The organism is Alteromonas naphthalenivorans, from assembly GCF_000213655.1.
In the GTDB taxonomy this organism is placed as follows: Bacteria; Pseudomonadota; Gammaproteobacteria; order Enterobacterales; family Alteromonadaceae; genus Alteromonas; species Alteromonas naphthalenivorans.
Genome location: NC_015554.1, coordinates 1,383,106 through 1,403,286 on the forward strand (window position 1 = coordinate 1,383,106; position 20,181 = coordinate 1,403,286).

At 43.7% G+C, this 20,181-nt stretch carries 8 protein-coding genes; 6 read left to right on the forward strand and 2 right to left on the reverse strand.

What is annotated here, in order from left to right; translation table 11 throughout:
- Positions 1–227: 227 nt before the first annotated feature.
- Positions 228–1,907, forward strand: coding sequence for an AMP-binding protein (locus AMBT_RS05940; protein ID WP_013783686.1), 1,680 nt, complete (start codon positions 228–230; stop codon positions 1,905–1,907).
- 107 nt (positions 1,908–2,014) lie between these two features.
- Here the strand turns inward: AMBT_RS05940 and AMBT_RS05945 are convergent, their stop codons facing one another.
- Positions 2,015–2,668, reverse strand: a complete 654-nt coding sequence (locus AMBT_RS05945) for a dUTP diphosphatase (RefSeq protein WP_013783687.1) — start codon at positions 2,666–2,668, stop codon at positions 2,015–2,017.
- Between the two features lie 593 nt (positions 2,669–3,261).
- Between AMBT_RS05945 and recC the strand changes: the two genes are divergently transcribed.
- Genes recC through recD form a run of 3 tightly spaced genes read left to right on the forward strand, consistent with a single transcriptional unit; the run spans position 3,262 to position 13,129 of the window.
- Positions 3,262–6,879, forward strand: a complete 3,618-nt coding sequence (gene recC / locus AMBT_RS05950; protein ID WP_013783688.1) for an exodeoxyribonuclease V subunit gamma — start codon at positions 3,262–3,264, stop codon at positions 6,877–6,879.
- A complete protein-coding gene (gene recB / locus AMBT_RS05955) occupies positions 6,876–10,973 on the forward strand; it encodes an exodeoxyribonuclease V subunit beta (protein WP_013783689.1) in 4,098 nt (1,365 codons plus the stop codon). The genes recC and recB overlap by 4 nt, the downstream gene beginning before the upstream one ends.
- Positions 10,970–13,129 carry an exodeoxyribonuclease V subunit alpha gene (gene recD, locus AMBT_RS05960; RefSeq protein WP_013783690.1) on the forward strand — a complete coding sequence of 720 codons (2,160 nt, stop codon included), beginning with the start codon at positions 10,970–10,972 and terminating at the stop codon, positions 13,127–13,129. Before recB ends, recD begins: the two co-directional genes overlap by 4 nt.
- Before the next feature lie 148 nt (positions 13,130–13,277).
- On the opposite strand, the gene AMBT_RS05965 is transcribed toward recD, so the two are convergent.
- A complete protein-coding gene (locus tag AMBT_RS05965) occupies positions 13,278–13,703 on the reverse strand; it encodes a hypothetical protein (protein WP_232363195.1) in 426 nt (141 codons plus the stop codon).
- 180 nt (positions 13,704–13,883) lie between these two features.
- Between AMBT_RS05965 and AMBT_RS05970 the strand changes: the two genes are divergently transcribed.
- Together AMBT_RS05970 and AMBT_RS05975 are read left to right on the forward strand one after the other, a co-directional pair.
- Positions 13,884–18,302, forward strand: a complete 4,419-nt coding sequence (locus AMBT_RS05970; RefSeq protein WP_013783693.1) for a hypothetical protein — start codon at positions 13,884–13,886, stop codon at positions 18,300–18,302.
- Positions 18,303–18,912: 610 nt separating this feature from the next.
- On the forward strand, positions 18,913–20,097 hold the full coding sequence (locus AMBT_RS05975) for a pyridoxal phosphate-dependent aminotransferase (protein WP_013783694.1): 1,185 nt from the start codon (positions 18,913–18,915) through the stop codon (positions 20,095–20,097).
- The last annotated feature ends 84 nt before the right edge of the window (positions 20,098–20,181 follow it).

A 20,181-nucleotide genomic window follows, 5' to 3' on the forward strand; every position in this document is an offset into this window, starting at 1 on the left:
TGATGATGTGATGCGTGTTTGCTTAAAATTAACGCGTATTAGATCATCATAGAAGTTAAGTCTAAACTATAAGAAATCTAAATTTCAGGCGCTATGCCACGTCATTCATCGCATGAAATGTAAACGTCCGTTTAAAAAGCTTGTTATTCATCTGAAAATAAGGCTTATTAGAGATCTGTGAAATGATTGTAAAAATAAGCTACATTATAACAACATATGAGTGACCTATGCCGCTAGACATGACAGCAAATGCAAACAGCACTGAAGTGATTAAATCGCCATTAAGTATGTTGTACCACTGGGAACAAACCAGTGGGGACGACGTTTTCCTTACTCAGCCTGTTAATGGTGAATATCAAAATTATACGTGGAAGCAGGTGGGGAACCTAGCTCGCCGCGTGGCAAAACGCCTTGAAGAAATGGCATTGCCTGCGGGTAGCCGAATCGGTATTTTCTCGAAAAATTGTGCCGAATGGTTCATTACCGATCTAGGTATAATGATGGCAGGGCACGTCTCCGTGCCAATTTTCTCTACTGCTGGCCCTGATACCGTACAATACGTTCTCAAGCACGCCGACGTTCAATTATTATTCGTAGGCAAATTAGATAATACTGCAGAGCAAGTAGCGTCTATTCCAGCTGAATATAATACCGTCGCCTTTCCTTATCCGAATATCGCTACTAAGCAGCAATGGAAAGAGTTCATCGATTGTTCGCCAATAGATGACTCGCCTGTTCAAGATATGAACAGCATCATGACCATTATTTATACGTCAGGCAGTACGGGTCAGCCGAAAGGGGTAGTACATAGTTATTACACTATTTGTTGGGCTGCACAGCAATCGTTAGAGCAACTTAACGTCAACCGTGACGATAGGCTTCTAAGCTACCTTCCTCTTGCTCACATCACCGAACGAGTACTGGTTGAATTGGCAAGCTATTACAGTGGTGGCAAAATTCACTTTGTTGAAACGTTATCGTCGTTCCAACGTGATGTACTTCACTGCGAACCTACCTTATTTATTTCTGTTCCTCGTCTTTGGACTAAGTTCCAGATGGGCGTATTGGCTAAAATGCCACAGAAAAAACTCGATACCTTACTGAAAATTCCTATTATCAATAAGCTGGTAGCGAAGAAAGTACGTAAAGGAATTGGTATCGACAGCGCGCGATTATGGGCCAGTGGTTCAGCACCATTAGCGCCTGCCGTTATTGAATGGTTCGCTAAAATTGGTGTGTATATCTCAGAAGGTTGGGGTATGACAGAAAACAGTGCCTACGGTACTAGCAGCGTGCCTTTCCGCCACGACAAAATTGGTTGTATCGGTAAAGCGTATCAGGGCGTTGATGTTCGCATTTCAGAAGAAGGTGAGATTCAGGTTAAAGCGCCTTGTAATTTGCTGGAATACTACTTAGAGCCAGATAAAACGGCAGAAGTTTTTACTGAAGATAAGTACCTTCGTACGGGCGATAAAGGTGTTATTGATGCAGACGGTTACGTTAAGATTACCGGCCGATTGAAAGATATTTTCAAAACAGCCAAGGGTAAATATGTAGCGCCAGCACCTATTGAAGCCAAATTCATGGAAAACCCTATCGTAGAACAGGTTTGTGTAACGGGGAATAACCTTCCTCAGCCTGTCGCTTTATTAGTACTAAGTGAAGATGCACAAAAGCATGATAAATCCAGTGTTGAAGCTAGTCTTAAAAAGACCTTCGAACACATCAATGCGAAACTAGAGAGCCATCAGGTTATGGATCGTGTAGTTATCATGAAAAATGAGTGGAGCATTGAGAACGACTTACTTACCCCTACACTTAAGGTAAAACGTCATGTGCTTGAAGAGCGCTTTGATATTGTTATTCAAGGTGAATACAAAGAAAAATTAGTGTGGGTAGATGCTTAACAAATCAGTTTAGCAGCATCAAAAATAACAAAGCCGAGCACATGACTATGCTCGGCTTTTTTGTAGGTGCTGTTAGGTAAAGCGCAACTAGCACTAAGTCATTTAGGTTACGCAGTGTATCTTGCTTGAAGCCCTTTATACACGTTGTCACTGAAACTGGCGTCAGACAGGTTCAAGTCATTCATGACTTCCACCAAATGTTCGTTATCTTCGCGGCCTTGCCACTCTTTTTTGTATGTGCCTTCTTTATAACCGTTATCTTGACGGAAAAAGTTTAAAACGTTTTTGCCCACGTACTGGCGATAAAGTTCATCGGCATGCATATCGCACTGCTCAACAATTTCCATGAAAAGCGGCACACTAAAACGTTTAGCGGCACAAAGCCCCGTCATCAACTCTAAATTGTCTAGCAGCGACTGTTGTTTGGGGTGGTATTCTTTGCCGTCGAAAGTAACGGTAACATCACCTAACGCCAATTGCGCGGCAATGCTTTCAGCAGCAGTACTGACTTCACCTTCAGAATCAATGATGCATGCAGATAGAGCGAAGTGCCAAATATCAACCAATTCCATTTGCAGTTGTGGCAAGTCTTTTTGCTGTGCTTTCCACCATTTCCAGCCGTGGTGCTCAATAGCTTCAACGGATTCCACCATGGCTGCTCGCAAGTAACCGTAGCCTGCGTTAATCCAATCGGGATTAACTTTTGTGTTCATTTTGTCTTGTAGCGCAAGCATGGTGGCAAGTTGTTGTTGTGTAAGCATTATTTTTCCTAAAACTAAGTCTTTATCAAATTAAGCACTAGGTTGCGGTATGCTTAATTTCTAATTGAGGAAATTGTACTGCAATGCGAAGAGTCAGTGAATGTTTATTGATGACTTATTTAGCTTAAATTCCGTTGCAGGTTCAGGGTGTCAGTCCCTCGTTTAGTGCTTGATAGAAGCTTTATTCATGGTGCATAAATGGTGCATCTGCACCATTAGTAACCTAAGGAAAGACTTATATAAATTAGAGTTTTAATTAACTCGTTGTTTTAATTGAAAATAAAAGTTGGCACTTAACCTGCAAAATCAATTTTGTTAACTGTGTTATGCAGTAGCGCTAACGTGAATGAGCGCCAGGCAACGTTTATTCACGTTGCTACTGGGTAACCCGTAAACCTTACCCATACAGGTTTTTCGTGTCCTGAGGCCTGTATGGGTTTTTTTCTTTTTATTGTCTGTCCCTATTAGTTATCTACTAAATACCACCCCTTAATAATATCGCTTAAATCTGTCCAATTTCAGCTTACCTATCCAACGAATTACGATACACTCATTATCATAACGCCCGCTGAATACGACAAAGGATTTTCCGATTGCTCGCGCTTTATCCATCGAACAAACTTGAACACCTCAGCTTCCTCCTTACCACGCTAATTAAGCATCAACCCAATGGTGTTTTTACGCCTGAAACCATACTGGTAGAAAGCCCAGGTATGCAGCACTGGGTAAGTATGCAACTTGCTAAAGAGCAGGGCGTGGCGATGAATCTTGATTTTCCTTTGCCGGTTAGATTTATGTGGAACACGGCAAGGCTGGTGTTGGGTAAAGATAAAGTACCTAAGCAATCACCTTATCGACGTGAAGTCCTCGTATGGCGCATTGATGCCCTTTTACTAGAGGCATCGGGACTAGAGGTATCAGGACAAGAGGCATCTCTACAATCTTCGGCAGCGTTCGAGCAAGTTAATAAATACTGGTTACAAGCGGGAAGTGAGCAAGAGCAGGGCGTACAACGGTTGCAATTGGCAACGGCGCTTGCCGATGTGTACGAGCAATATTTGTTATATCGTCCAGATTGGCTGTTTGCATGGGAAGAAAGCCAGCGTAAAAGCAATGATGAATCTGAAATTTGGCAAAGTGAAATATGGCGCCATCTAGTCAAGCAAGAACCTTTACATCCTGCACGACTGCACCAACTTACCCTGACTGCGTTAAATAACGGCGATCATCTAAAAAGTGGTGATAGCGAATTACCTAATCGTATTGTGGTGTTTGCTATAAACACTATGGCGCCGCAGTTGATTGCCTTTTTCGATGCGCTAGCGGCGCACATTGATATTCATATTTTTCATCTGAACCCAAGTGTGAATTATTGGGGCGATGCGAAAAGCGATAGTGAACTAGCAAGGCAGCTGCGCATGGATGGGCTAGAGAAATGGATGCAGCAAGACCAAAGTAACCCGCTGTTAGGCAATTTGGGCCAGCAGGGCAGAGAGCTTTTTAATTTGCTCACCGATTTAGAGACCTTTGAAGTCAGTGCCTTCGACGCACCTATTCCTGCAGATAGCGAAACGGGTGAAACGTTACTATTAAACCAAATTCACAACGACATATTAGAAGCGTTACCCGCTATGCCTTTCGCAAGCATACAGAGCACAGAAGCAGACAACACCGATAACGCTGATGACAGTGTTACCATTATGTGTACGCATTCAGCGCTGCGGGAAGTACAGGTGTTGCACGATCATTTACTGCACTGGTTATCGCAAGACTCATCGCGAACGCCATCCGACGTGCTGGTGATGTGCCCCGCGATAGAAAACTATGCCCCATTTGTTGATACCGTATTTCATAGAGTGGGTACCAAACCGCTAGGGGGCAATGGGCCTGTACGCTTACCATGTTCTATCGCAGATAGAAGCCCCATGGATGCAGAACCTCTTATTGCCGCCTACATGACGCTACTTCATTTGCCAGATAGCCGTTTTGGCGTATCAGATATCGTGGATTACTTACAACTAGATGCGGTACAAAAGCGCTTTAGTATTGCACAAGACGATATTGATCAAATGACGGTATGGCTTAAGCAAGCCCATATTCACTGGGGATTAAATGGTAGCCACAAAGCCAATGTATCGTCAGGGGCCACCCATGAAAACACTTACAGCTGGTGGTGGGGAATTAGGCGTTTATTGTTAGGTATGTTAGCGCCAGATAGTGAAGGTGTTATTGACGACATGCTGACTATTCCTGATGTGGAAGGTCAGTCGACGGTAACGCTTGGTAAGCTTATCCATGTTATTGAGTTACTAGGCAGATTTGCCACTGAGCTTAATACCCCGCGAAGCCCGAATGCATGGGGTGCCGATTTATTGGCCCTGCGTGATACCTGCTTTACGCCAACCAAAGAACAAGAACACAGCTGGGATCTTATTGCTAAAGTTGCCGCTGATTTGTCTGCTCGATGTGAAGAAGCCGATTATACCTACGATTTAAGTTTACGTCAGGTGCGGGAATTACTGTTAAGCCGATTTTCCTCTCCCGATGCGGGTAATCACTTTATGACGGGGCAAGTCACGGTATGCTCCATGCTACCTATGCGTAGTATCCCGTTTAAAAAAGTGTGCATATTAGGGCTTAACGACAGCGAGTTTCCGCGTAAGTCTACACCGTTAGGGCTCGATTTAATGGCGGGGCCTGATAGAAGAGTGGGCGATCGTTCTCGTCGTTTAGAAGACAGGTATCTTTTTTTAGAAGCGATTATTTCGGCCAGAGAAAGCCTATATTTAAGCTACCAAGGTAACGATGTAAAAAATAACAGTGAGCGGCAGCCCAGCCTAGTGTTAGGCGAATTTCTTGATATGTTAGACACGGGCTATCAGGTAAACATTGGTCATTATTTAAAACATGCCCCATTGCACCCGTTTAGTGAAAGTGCTTTTACCGGCACACTTCCAAGCTATGAAACGGGCTGGTTGCGTCTAGCCCAATCACTACGAGACGCCGCTACGGGTGGCCGCAACATTGACACCAGCGAAGAAAGCAGCGAAGAAAGCAGCAAAGAAAGCAGCAAAGAAGCTGGGGAACAAGCACATTCACTCGCGCCTTTGGCGGTAGACAGCTCGCCTGAAAATACCAGCTTTCAGTGTATGCAGGTGGCTCGAGCGTTTAGCGACCCACTAGCGTTCTTTTCTCAGCAGCGATTGGGGGTAAATTTATCCCAATCGGTGACTTTGCTAGACAATAGCGAACCTTTTGAAACCAACGCACTAGTGCGGTACCAAGTACTCGATGCTATGTTTTCTTCCAGTGCTTCATTTGATGATGCCAATGCAGCAACCCTTCAGCACAGCGATAGGGTAGTGCAATTCGCCACGCTTCGTGGTGACATTCCCAATAACCCGGTGGCGCAAGAGGAGCTTGAGCTGTGGAAGGAAAGCGCGGTAGCTCTTACCCAAGCGATGGGACCTCATGATGCCGAACCCAAACGGGCGCAATTTGCAGGCAAACACTTTACGTTTACCGCGAGTGCGCTTGAAGGTGGAAACAGCTTGATGCAGCCGTGCGCAGGCAAGGTGAATGACATTAGAGCGTTAGGTTACTTTATGACACAGCTTGTGTTTAGCGCAAGCGATGAAGTAACACCCTATACACAATACCCGCTAGATATCTTTTACTGCGATTGGGTAAAAGGTGAAACCAAGCTAATGAAGCGTAGCTTTCCGTCAGTAGATAAAACCACAGCCTACCAAATTTTGCTAAGTATTGAATCATTGTTTGTTGAGATATTGAGCGCCCCAACACCCGTATATAGCTCATTAATGAGTGCAGTAGTCAGTGGCACAAAAAAATCCCCCGGAACTCTTCTGGCAAACAAAATCTCCTTACCCACATTTCTGGCTAGCCTTGGCGGCCACGATATAGAAGATAGAGAAAGTGTAGATATACAAGGCGGCGTTGATACTGAAGACACAGATGAATCTTGCAAGTCGCTAATACCGGATATACGTGCATTTTTTGCCAGTGATGATGCCCAGCGCATACTCAAAAATTGGCTTCAGTCATCAGGGCAATTTACTGCTGATATCGCGAGCAACCCTTATGTTAAATGGTTATTTCCTGATGGCGTGAGTTGGCATGATGTGCCAGCCACACACGCATTTTTGTTGTTTGCATTGGTGGCTAACATTTCATCACAGGAGCAGTTATGAGCTTGTCTAACCGTGAAGCATCCACAAGTGCTTCGCAATTGCTAAATGTGCCAGCCATGCCCCTAAAAGGAAGGCATTTAATTGAAGCCAGCGCGGGCACGGGTAAAACCTATAACATCACCCGCTTGTACTTACGCTTATTGTTAGAGAAAAAGCTTAATGTAAAAGAAATTTTGGTGATGACCTTCACCAAAGCGGCCACCGAAGAAATTAAAGGCCGTGTAGCCAAAACGCTGCGAGAAGCCTCCGCGTTTTGGGAAGCGTGTTTAGACGTTAATGACATTAATACAGCTAGTGCCAGTGCTGGTAATGATAGCGCTAGTATCGACAATGACGATGTAAAGGAAAGCGCTGACCTAGCTGCGCTATTAAACAGTGCCGATCCTGTCTATGCCCACCTCTATAGGGCCTGTTCACCGAAAGACAGTTTGGCCCTGCTAAAAGCTGCGCAATTAGAACTTGATGATGCGTCAGTCTTCACTATTCATGGCTTTTGCCAGCATGTGATTGGGCAATTAGCGTTTAATAGTGGTTTTGCAATGGCGCTGAACTTAAGTAAAGACACTAACGATCTCTATTTGCAAGCAACACAGGATTGGATAAGAAAAGTCTCCCAAAATGAAGACGACTTCATGTTGTTGGCGGAACAAGGCTGGCATGTGCCAGACAACCTATTAAAAGAATTCTCATCAAGCGTAAGAAGTGCGCTTACGCCGGTTTTGCTAGATGAAGAAACCATAGAAAAAGCGTTTATCGCTGGCCTGCACGAAAACGAGAGTACTGCGCCTGCACAGTTTACCTTTCATTATAATAATATTGTGGATAACGAAGCGCTTATTCACGCTCAACTACTTAAAAAACCTGATCATAAAGCGGTGCGTACACCTGAACTTGCTGCGCTCAAATCTTGGCTTGAAAGCGGTGAATATGAGCCGCTACCGGCAGAAGGAGCCGCGTTTCTTGATGGTCGTCGGTTTGGTAGAAATAAGTCTGGGGTAAAAGAAATTCTTGCACCCATTAAAGGCTTTGCCGATGCGATATTAGCAGCATGCAAAGACAAGCAAGATAATCTCGATAAAATTCCCGTTTTTACCCTAATCAACGATGCCATTAGCTTTATTAAAAGCAACGTAGCGGCGCAAAAGCAGCAACTTGGGGTTATCGACTTTGACGACCTTATTCGTATGCTCGCCGATGAAGTGGTTAAGCCTGATAATAGCTTAGTACCTGAGCTTAGAAAGAAATTCCCCGTTGCGTTAATTGATGAATTTCAAGATACCGATGCCAAGCAATACGCTATTTTAGATGCGGTCTATCCCAAAGCATCTATTCACGGTAGTGATGTTAGCGCTAAAGAAGATACGGGTTTCGAAACAGGCGCTGGCAATTCGAAAAGCGAAAACGCGCTTCTGATGATTGGCGATCCCAAACAAGCGATTTACCGCTTCAGGGGCGGCGACATATTTACTTATTTAAAAGCAGGGCAGCAGGCCGATTATCGCTGGGTAATGAACACCAACTGGCGTTCGGTCGCCGGTATGGTGAAGGCCTATAACCGTCTTTTTTATGGCGCGCCGGTTCCGCAAGCCCCCGTTCTACAAGAGCCTGATCTACAAGAGTCTGATCTACAAAAGCTAGGCACACAAGCGCCTAGCCCTAGAGATGTGTTCGGCTTTAATATTCAATACAATCCGGTCGAATTTACACCCAAAGCCGCGGCAGCAACGCATCCACTTAACGATCCTAATGACGAACGTGATGCAATGAATTACGTGAGCTTCAGCTTAGATGAAAAAAGTGATGCGAATACGCTACGCCGTGGTTTAGCGCAATGGATAGCGCAAGAGATTTACCGTTTGTTTAACGAGGTGACTTTTGTAGATGAAAAGGATCCCACTAAACCCGCTAGACCGGTTAAACCTGCCGATATTGCCATACTGGTAAAAAACCGTAATGAAGCTTCCGTCATTAAATATGTATTACAGCAACAGGGTTTAGCCTGCGTTTATTTAAGCGATAGAAGTAATTTATTTGCCACCCCCGAGGCTAAAGATGTGCTGCGCTTACTTAATGGTGTGTGGCACAACACAGATACCAGCAAGGTGGCCTCAAGTTTAGCTTCACCTTTATGGGGGTACACACCGCAAACCCTAGTCAATTTGTTGTATCACGAAGACGATGCGCTATGGGATGAAGCCTATGACAAGGTTACCTCACTACGTGATATGTGGCTTCAAAAAGGCTGCATGAGCGTACTGCTGCACTTAATGCAAGAGAATTACACACCATATGGTTCAGAAGTAGAGCGCGCGCTTACTAATTACCAACATTTAGCGGAAACCTTAGAAAAAGCGGGGGCAACCCATCAGCGCCCCGAGCAATTACTTGATTGGTTACACAAGCAAATTCATCAGCCTGAAAGTGATGAAGAAATGACGCTAAGACTTGAAAGTGACAGCCAGTTAATACGCTTGGTTACCCAGCACGGGTCTAAGGGCTTAGAGTACCCCATTGTGTTTGTTCCCTTTGCTACGGGTTACCGAGACCCAGCGAAAAGTGGAAAGTCGTACTCGCAAATATTCACCTATTACGATGAACAGAGCCAAGAATTGCAGCTGCAATTAGGACGCACTAATACGGCAATTGAACGGGTACGCAAAGAGGGCGACGCTGAAGAAATGCGATTAGCCTATGTAGCCGTTACCCGTGCAGCTCATCGCTGTTATATGGGCGTATTACCACTAGACGGACATGAAAAAACCGCCTTGGCCCACGCTCTTAACATTAATGACGATGAAGGTCGTGATTGGGGCACCATGCTAGACGCGATTGCTCGTGAACCCGATGCTCACGCTACTCACATTAGTGCTGATTCGATGGCGCATGAGTACTCAAGCTTTGACAGTACAGAAACGGTTGTCCCCTTAAATACGCTAACGTTTGCAGGTACAAGCAGCGAAGATTGGCGGTTATATTCTTTCTCGGCCATTAGCCGCATGACGGTGATGTCAGCAAGCCAAGCAGTAAAAGATGTTAGCCAAACAGTACCCAGCATACCCGTTATGCAAACCGTGCGAGACGAAGAGATAACATCAGATGATGGTTTTGAGGTTAACTCTGCTGAGGTTGTTTCTCAGAACCAAATACGCTTTACCTTACAAAAAGGGGCGAGCGCCGGTAATTTATTGCATGACTTACTCGAGCTAAATGACTTTTCTGCGCCTGATTGGAATGAAAACGGCGCTGAACTTGCCGTTCGATTTGGTTTAGAAGCATCGCGTACAGACGATTTGTATAACTGGTTAGACGAAGTGCTAGCTACGCCATTGGGTACAAAGCAGGCGCCGAGTCATTTAACCTTATCAGACCTTTCACTACCGCAAACCCTTCGGGAAGCGGAGTTTTATTTTCCCATGAACGAAAGTAAATGGAGCGAACTAAAGCACATATTATTCGAACATAGAAAGTCTGTGGCAAAGCAGCTTGCACTAGATAACAGTGGCGAATCTGCCACAATTTTATCTATATCAGAACCTATTACAGCAGAGCCTGTTCCGTCTTTAATGATGTCGGCCCTTGAAGGCATGATGCACGGTTTTATCGACTTAATATTTACCTATGAAGGTAAGTACTATGTTGCCGATTATAAATCTACGTGGCTAGGCGACAGTGTGTCTCACTATATGCCTCAAGCATTAAACGCTAATAATCAGCACCATCTATATGACTTGCAGTATTTAATCTATTGCTTAGCACTACATAGATACTTAAAGAATGCCATTGTTGACTATACGCCCGAAGCGCATTTTGGAGGCGTGTATTATTTGTATTTGCGAGGCATGCACCCAAGCAATACGAACGGGGAGGGCGTCTTTTTCACGCCCATAGATAGCGCAACGCTACAGGCATTGGATCGCTTATTTTCAGGCTCAGAGATTGCACCAGAGATTGCAGACGAAGGCATAGACGTCATCGACGACAAAGAAGAAGAAAAAGAACCTTCAGGAAAAACGGTTTCTAGCGAAGCGCTTTCAAACAAGCAAGGCTTAAATGACCCGTCAGCCGATGCAGTGCAAGGGGAGTTGGACTTATGATAAATAGTCACGAGTACTTAGAACAACTTTTCGGCATTGAAGCTATCGATCGTTTTGTGGCACTGGAGTTTGCGCATTGCGAAAGCCTAACCGACGCTGAACAGGTTATTTGGTTACACCTGTTGGTAACGTTGTCATTTATGCAGCGCAGCGGTCATAGTTGCTTGTTACTCACTGAAGTCGCGGGAGCTCGGTTGTTTGTTGAGCCCCTTCTCGAATCAGAAGCCGAATCAGAAGCCGAATTAGAAGCCAAATTAGAAACTGATTCCGAACAGGAACAAGAACGTGAATTAGAAATCGACCCTGATTCACGACCTTGGATCGAATCTGAGCCTCAATCTGCTCAGGTATTGTATGTACAACCTGAACCTACAACATCAGATTCAGTTACGTCATCTCGTAAATTAGGCTACAAATTTCCTGGCCTTACCGAAATGATCAGTGTAATTAAAAAGGCACTGGGCAGTGAAAAGGATGACAAAAATAACAAGATATCCCCGCTATTTGTGTATCAATCAGGCAAATTGTATAGCCGGCGCTACTATAACTTTGAACAAGAGATAGCCGCCAGTATCGCTAATCGAACTCATATCACAGCGCTAAGTGAAGACGGGCTATCACGGGTTAAAGCCTTGTGGCCAGCAATGTTTCCAACCAACACCATTGATGAGCAAGATTGGCAACAAGTTGCGGTGGCCAAAAGTTTAGTGCAACAATTTAGTGTTATTAACGGTGGCCCTGGCACAGGGAAAACCTACACCGTACTCAGGCTGTTATTAGCGCTTCAAGCGTGTAACCAGAATGAACGCATAGTACTAGCCGCCCCAACAGGTAAAGCGCAGCAGCGCATGACCGAGTCTATTGTGAGTAATTTGGAAACCTTACGGGGTAAGGTGGATGACAAATTATTAAATAGTGTACCTACTGATGCTGTCACATTACATAGGTTGTTAGGTCTACGTGAACACACCATCGCCACACGCTATAATCAGCACAACCCGCTTATGCTTGATGTGCTTATAGTGGATGAAGCGTCCATGGTAGATTTGGCACTCATGGCTAGAATTATTCGCGCTCTACCGCCTCGTGCGCGTTTGTATTTTATTGGTGATGCCGATCAACTGCCTGCTGTAGAGTTGGGGAATGTACTTGAGCAACTTGTGCACGATAGCGACGAAGCAGAGTTTGCCGAAATGGGTATATCTGAAAATAACCTAGGCGCAGTGACTAGCGAACTACGTCAGCACATCGCTACCCTCTGTCCACATCTGCCTTTACTTCCGCTCAACGAAAATGCCAAAACCTGGGTACATACCCTTCAAGCCCCTCAGCGATTTAAAGGGCAGGTAGCTGAAGTTGCCACCGCTATTCAGGCAGGAAAAAGCAAGCAGGCGCTTGATGCTATGCATTCAGATGCTGCCACAGAAAAGCTACTCACAGAAAACGCTTCCAGCCAAAAGCCTAAAAACCTAAGCGACAAAAATCGCTGGCTACAAGATGGTGTATTTATACAACCTGAAAGTAAGTTCACAATCAGCGCGTTAAAAAAGTTAGCACAAGAAAGTTACGAACCTGTGTTTCAAGCGCAAAGCGCGAAAGAAGCCCTTAGTTTGCTCAATCGCGTGCGATGGTTGACCCCGATACGAAAAGGCGACATGGGTGTAGAAGGATTAAATGCATTGGTGTTCGATGCGATTAAACACAATATCAAACGCCGCGAAGGTTTTTTCTACCAAGGCCAGCCCATTATGATTGTGAAAAACAATCATCCACAGCGCTTATCAAATGGTGAGGTGGGTATTATCTGGCCTGATTTTAATGGAAAGCTATTGGCTTGGTTTGAAACTCAAGACGGCAACCTACGTTCAATTTCGTTATCTCGGGTTCCTGCGTTTGAAACGGTATTTGCAATGACAATACATAAATCGCAAGGCTCAGAATTTAAATACGTGGTGTTATTACTGCCTAAACCGGAAAGTGAAAAAGCCGCAGGGTTGTTTCATCGGGGCCTAGTGTACACCGGCCTAACGCGGGCGAAAGAAGGATGTTTGATTATCGCGAACACCACCACATTTAGCGCTATGGTAGAACGGCGAGATAAGCGTTTTTCAGGTTTATCAGAAGCGATTAAGATGTGCGTTTTAGAAGGTGAATAACGTGTTGCCGTCTACCGTTAGCGTTCCTAAAGAAACCGAGAATAAGCTGCTGACAACTCGAAAAAAGTAGCGCCAGTAGCTAATAGCGCAGCCTTAGTAAGAAATACCATTTTTGCTGATCTGTCTGCGCGTCGCTTTATGTCTTTAATTATACTGGGGTGAAGTAACATAACCCGTGTTCCTGAATGTCTCTGGGCTTTTTTGCCAGTAGGTATATGCGAAGTGCTGACGTGAAGCGCAGCATGCCATTTTCCGCGCTTATAAATTGTGAAGGTAGCGTGGTTGCATTGCCATTCACGTTATTGACGCCTAGGGGAAGCTGGCCTGAACAAATCGTAAAATAAGCTAGTCCCCCCATATCTACCCATCCTAATAAATTGTCAGGTTTAACAATGAAGCTGTTGTGAGTGAGTAGGTCTGCGTGAAAAGTAATACTCGCACCAAAGACTGGCTTGCTCGCCACCGCAATATCCGCATTAGGGCTTAAGCTAAGTTTATACAAGCCATGATGTTCAGGATGAATGTCGTGGTTTGTATTGCTGTTATTTACTAGCGAGAGCATACACGTAGTCATGTTGGTTTCGGGATAGCTGTAGTGTGGTTTATGTCAGGCAAAATAGCGTTGATATGGATCAAAACGGGTTAAATCTCTGTTTATCGCTTAAGTCGTCATAAATAAACTGTTTAAAAAATGTACAAATTTGGTTGTGTGAGCCATACTTATTTATCTTAATTCGACATGGATGTATGGATTATGCACACAGGCAGACATGAAGCCCTCAAACGTTACAGCCTACTTTTGCTCATTGCTATTTTGGTGGGCTCTGCATACTACTTTCTTCGAATTCAACAGAATGAAATTCAGCAAAACCATGGTTACCTGCGGCAATTAAATGAGGCGGGCAAGAGCCTACAGCAGTCTATTGATATGCTTTTAACAAGCGTGAAAGAGGAGTTTAAGCCTCAAGAAACTAAAAACGAAAGTGGAAATGAGAGCCACAATAGCAATGAAAAAGTCAGTGAGTTTAAAAAGCGTATTAGTTCGAATGAAAACTTTAAACACCTTGTGATAGTGAATAGTACCACTAAAAATGAAGTAGAAAATGATGTTAGTACCGAAGAACCCACCAGGGTCGAAGCAAATAAAGTTAACAGCGAATTTGACGCAAAATCTCGTATTTTTAAAGTTCATGTAGCGCATAACACGGTAACAGTGCCCATCGCTGACCTTATCTCGAATCATTTAAGCCCGTTTCCATTGCTGGTGATCAGTGATGAGAATGGAGAGGTCATTGCGGAAAAAAGACATAGTAATTTCGCAAAAGCGCTGTCTGATCTTCGCTTTTCAAACGTAGAAGAATTACTGGGCAAACAAGAAAATAATGAAACGGGTAGTAAAGGTAATCTAAAGGCGAGTGATTCTGTAGATAGGCAAATTGCTGGGCTATACCTTCGGGTTTATCGGCAACCCATTACAATAACTGGCTTAAACACTGGAGGTGAAGACGACGCAACGACGCTCTACCTGCTAGCTTTCGTAGAAAAAAAAGAAGTGGTCCTCAATAACCTTAAAATTGGTAACAATACAGCGTTATGGATAGTACTCTTTTTAACACTGCTCGTTGCTACACTTCCTATTCTTAAAATTCAGTACTGTGCTCCCACCTATAGCTATACGCGTTCTGATGTTACCCAATGTATTTTAGGGTTATTTATTTTAGTTGGAGTTGCCACGATTGCGATAAGCGATCAGCTTTTTTTTAGATATTGGCTTCAACAAAAGACCCTAGATTCCACACATATACACAAAATGATAAGTTCAGATTTCGATAAAGAGTTATCGGAACTGTTGTTATTAGATTCTCGTTATTTTAAGAGAAGCCAAAGTGATGTCATTTCAGGCTGTGTAGATTCAGGCGGTAGCGAGAATAGTGTCAACGTGACTGATTTATTGAATTGCTCGCTTATTAATGAGCAATCAGTAGCTGATACCAGCGCTTATTTTATTGAAAACTGGTTCTTGCTTGGCAAAAGCGGTGTGGTGAGTCGCTATAAAGAGAACAGGCCTGACATGATTTTTCGCCCGCATAAAAACCTTCATAACTTTAAAAAAACACCTCTAAATGAACGTGAGTACTATAAACGAGCGTGGAATGGAGGTCTGTGGCGCCTAGACATACAGCTTGTTGGTAAATTTCACTATAACACTACAAGGCGAAAAGTTTGCTGTGAAAAATTGCTTGAATCAACTAACGCTATACCCCAGCAATTTTTCATTGAACGAATACGCAATATCGATGATGCAAGGTTTAATAGCCAATTGGTTTTCGAACATATCGATAAAGATGGGGAAAATGGCACCGGCGAAATAACCAAGCGTGTAAGCTCTATAGGTACGCTACTGACCAGCTTAAATCAGCGCGTAATGCCGAAAAATATAGGGTATGCCGTTATCGACCAAGTGGGGAAAGTGCTCTACCACAGTAACGAAGAGCGAAGTTTAGTGGAGAATTTCGTGGCTGAAAACGGACACGATTTACAGCTTTTAACGACGCTATCCAACTTACAGAATATAGACATTGACCAGCCCGCGCAGCTCCAGTTAGATTATGGCGGAGAAGAACACAGCATGGTTATTGGGCCATTGCACTCTACCATACCTGAATGGGCGCTTGTGGTGTTCTACAACCAAGAAGAAGCGTCGCAGGTTAATATGCTTCTGGTGTTTCTAGCAGTTATCCTTTACTTAACCCTGTTAATTCCCTTAGTACTAATTAGCCGATACATTAGCTCACAAGGTGTGTGGGCGCGTTTGTTTCATTATCAGTACGATGATGAAAATACCGCTATACCTAACCCAAATAGCACTACACCTAACGCAAATGTCATAGGGGGAGAGCGTAAAACTTATCGCTGGTTGGCCTTATGGATTTGGTCTGCTTGCGCTATGCAAATTTTCACCATTGGCATTATCGATACCGTTATTCCACGGTTGGCCTTTTTGTCTTTTACGTTAACGTTCATGCTCATCATTTTGCAATTTATCTTTGTGCCCGTTGAAATAGAGGGTAAGAAATTATCATTAAAGGCTTTAGCATGGCGATACGTAAGCACGCCTGGTTTATTAGTTCGAATGCCGTTCTTTATTCCGTTGGTTTGCTTCGCCTCGCTGTCATTACTGCTTTTATCGGGAGTTTTCACTAATACTGAAAACAGCCATGTATCTCACTCAAGCTACGATTCGCTGTTTTTTCCGCTATTAGGGATCGGATTATTTTTGTTCTCTACCTGCTTAATGTGGATAAAATCAGTCCGCGAGGGAATTGCTGTTCAATCAGATAAAAAACCCAGTAGTTTGTCTGAGTTGAGTAGTCGCGTGCCGAACAGTTACATTTGGTATTTAGCGGGATGCATTTATCTTGTTACGGTTGTACCTACGGTTCTATTAGTGAATAGCGTAAATAGCTACATGCTAGAAGGGCAGGCAACCTTCCAGAACCAACATCTATTAGAGATGCAGCAACATGTCTCATTGGAAAGCCAGCAGTATCGAGCATTAATGTATCAAGAGCCATTGAGCGCAAGAGACGGGCTACCAGCTGCTAACCCCGAGATCCCCTTCAAGACCATATTCCCGGCATTAGAACGAGAGAATTGGGTAACATTAGATAAAGCTAAAGACTATTCATCGGTATTGAACAACAACACTGATACTTTTATTAACGCTATTGTCAGTAGTTTAGCGTTGCAAACGGATTCTGCAGCCGAGTATCGATTCAAAGCGGGGACTGACATAAAAACAACCAGTAACCATATACTCCATTACTCATCACAACGCTTCATGCGATCATCCAGTGCCTTCTATATTTTACCTGTGCTAATGATTACTGCTGTTTTCGTATTCAGTGTGTTTTGTGCAGCCCTATTGCTTATTAGTCGCAAGCTGTTAGGTGAGCATATTTTTGACAGCTATCGCTTGCGCCCTCCATCTGAAGCAGAAGACAGTGAGTACATTTGGAAACAACTTACACCACAACACTCTGAACGTATGCAGGTTCAGTTTATTAGCCAACTTAGCCAATCTGACTTAGAAAACGCATTTTTAGCCCACGAATATACCATTTTCGAGAATAAAGTGGGTGACATTCAAGATTGGCTCACTCGGGTGAAAGAACCCGATTTTGATAAAATATTAAAAATAGATGAACTTGAAAATACGCCAACCATTATTTTAAAAGGGCTAAACAAAGCACTGCTTGATCACGCCGAACGGGATGCCGCATTTGAGCTTATTCAAACCCTTCAAAAACACAAGTGTCACTTGATATTAGTATCTGAAATGTCACCGATGCAGTTACTTAGCCACGCCGAGAGCTTCCCTGCGTTTGAAACTCAACATTTACCGAGTAAAAACGAGTTATGGCAGTGGAGCAAATTACTTCGCAGTTTTTATATACATTATTATTGGGTAGCCAGTAAGAAAAATACCCTCACCACATCGCCTACCGCCTTTTCGGTACTGGCGCATGAATCTACGTACTGGCCCGATTTACTCGATGTGCAACGGGCGTTTCTCATTTACCATCTAGAAATAAAGCTAAAGCGCTCAGCAGAAAATATTGATGCAGTATTGTCTGCGCTGAATGGCGTTAATGTGGCTCACCTAAAAGAGGTGCAACACGCATTGAAACTGGACAATTACTGGTCTCCTCAGCAAATCGTTGAGTTTTTTGTTCACCACGCCCGGCCTGCTTATCGCATGCGGTGGGAGCAATGCACCACGAATGAACGGCTCATTTTGTTACAGCTTGCCCAAGGTGCCAAGTTAAACCCAGCCAGTGCTGAAATTATTGGTCATTTACAACGAAGGGGGCTAATTTATCGAGATTGCGGATGGCACTTGGTGAATGAGAGCTTCAGGCAATTTGTCATGAGCGCAGAGTCTGCGAAGCACATTGAGGTATGGCTTAAAGAAACGCGCTCGAGTATTTGGCATAATTTGCGACCGCCATTATTTATGCTGGTGGGGCTATTATTTCTGTTAGTGATTTTCAGTGCAAACATTGCCTTCGATTCTATTATTACTACATTAGCGGCAGTGCTAGGAGTATTACCCATGTTAATTACGAATTTGTCTAGCCTTAGAACATTAGAGATATTACCTAAAGACTGATCAATAAAAATGCTGAAGGATGATCAGAAAAAGCCGTTTTTTTCTAAATCTTCATATGCACCACAATGCACCAACACGTAGCATGGTGTTCATCGTATTCGGTGCGCTTAAATGAGCTTGGGGATCAAGCAGATTAATAGGGGAAAGTATACAAAAAAGTGAACTGCAACTCATGTTTAGGCGCGTCTTTTAAGCCGAAAGATTTTAAAAAATAGAGGGAGGCTTGTAGTCAGGACGATAAAAACATTGCTGCTAAAATAGGCTATTTTCTTTTGATTTCTATGATAATAGTGTCAAACGTGAATGACGAAAATGCGTCACTAATCCCCTTTCTTGGTAAAAAACGGACGAAATTCTAGCGTAACAAAACCTTATACTCCGCTATAGCAAAATATCAGGTTTTCACCGCATTGTATGTGGATTGTCCGAAATCTGATTTAAAGAATAATTAAAATCTCAATGTAGCAGTTAGTAAGAGATGTACATTTTTGAGCATTGCGCGCACTAAATAAGTGCAATAAATTCAGTGGGTTACTAAAAATTCTCTCTTGCATGCCCGCTTGTTACCCATTAATCTAAAGTTCGGTGTACTTATTAGGCATAGTGGCAAATGAAACAAGAATTAAAAAATAATCCATCAGTTAACTCATCACGTCGTAATTGGTTAAAGTCAGTTGGTTTAGGTGCTGGCGCAGTTGCGCTAACAGCATGTGTAGACTCTAGCGTTAAAGAACTTAGCGCAGCAGGAATGAAAACGGATCATTTTCCTTCAGCTACCCCTAATGTGAGTGACGGCCTTGTTCGTTTATCGTCTAATGAAAACGCCTTTGGCCCTTCAGCTAAAGCGGTAGATGCCATGCAAGGTGAATTATTCAACTTAGCACGCTATTCAGATGCAACGGTGGATGTGCTTAAAAGCAAAATTGCTGCACAAGAAGGGGTATCTGAAGATCAAATTATTGTTACCAATGGATCTTCTCCCATCTTATTCGGCTACGCCGATTGGATTACAAAAAACGGTAATAAATTGGTAACGTCTATGGCTACTTACGAGGGTGTACCTCGTGGCGCAGAATTCATGGGCGCCGACGTAACTTACGTTCCGCTAGATGCTGATATGAATTTCGATTTAGACGCGATTGAAGCTGCGGTTACTGAAGACACCACTGCCGTGTATATTTGTAACCCTAATAACCCGACGGGTACCGTGGTAGATGCGGCTAAGCTCACCGCGTTTGCAAAACGGGTATCTAAAAAGGCGCAGGTATTTATCGATGAAGCGTATATCGAAATGTCAGACGCTTATCCCGCTAATGTACAATCAAAGTTAGTGGCCGAAGGGCATGATGTGGTTATTTGCCGCACTTTCTCTAAAATTCATGCCATGGCAGGGCAACGCTTAGGTTATGCCATTCTACCCGCTGAACAAGCAAAGCAATTAGGTGGCATGTTGCGTATGGGGGGGGTGAACTACTTAGCATTAGTAGCAGGTATGGCAAGCATGGAAGATCATGCAAACCTAAATACTATGCGTTCAAGGGTAAAAGTAGAACGTGAGAAGCTAACGGCAGCCGCTGAATCACTAGGCCAGGCTTATGCGAAAAACCCGCAAGGCAACTTTATCTATATGGATACCGGTATGCCACACGACGAGTTTGCAAAGTTAATGAAGGCGCAAGGAATTAAAGTCGTTGGCCGTACATGGCCTGGCTACGACACATGGTCACGAATTAGTGTAGGTATTCCTGAAGAAACGGATGCGTGCGTAAAAGCATTAAAAACGGTTTTAGCATAAGTTTGTAACGGAATATAAAGACTAAATGCTGGTGGTTTTGTTGGTACCTCTATGGGGTACGTCAACAGCAAAACCATCGGCTTT

What these genes read in the sequence shown, in the direction of transcription:
- AMBT_RS05965 (WP_232363195.1), bottom strand. Translation starts at nt 13,703, where the DNA reads ATGACTACGTGTATGCTCTCGCTAGTAAATAACAGCAATACAAACCAC.
- AMBT_RS05975 (WP_013783694.1), top strand. Translation starts at nt 18,913, where the DNA reads ATGAAACAAGAATTAAAAAATAATCCATCAGTTAACTCATCACGTCGT.
- AMBT_RS05945 (WP_013783687.1), bottom strand. Translation starts at nt 2,668, where the DNA reads ATGCTTACACAACAACAACTTGCCACCATGCTTGCGCTACAAGACAAA.
- recD (WP_013783690.1), top strand. Translation starts at nt 10,970, where the DNA reads ATGATAAATAGTCACGAGTACTTAGAACAACTTTTCGGCATTGAAGCT.
- AMBT_RS05940 (WP_013783686.1), top strand. Translation starts at nt 228, where the DNA reads ATGCCGCTAGACATGACAGCAAATGCAAACAGCACTGAAGTGATTAAA.
- recB (WP_013783689.1), top strand. Translation starts at nt 6,876, where the DNA reads ATGAGCTTGTCTAACCGTGAAGCATCCACAAGTGCTTCGCAATTGCTA.
- AMBT_RS05970 (WP_013783693.1), top strand. Translation starts at nt 13,884, where the DNA reads ATGCACACAGGCAGACATGAAGCCCTCAAACGTTACAGCCTACTTTTG.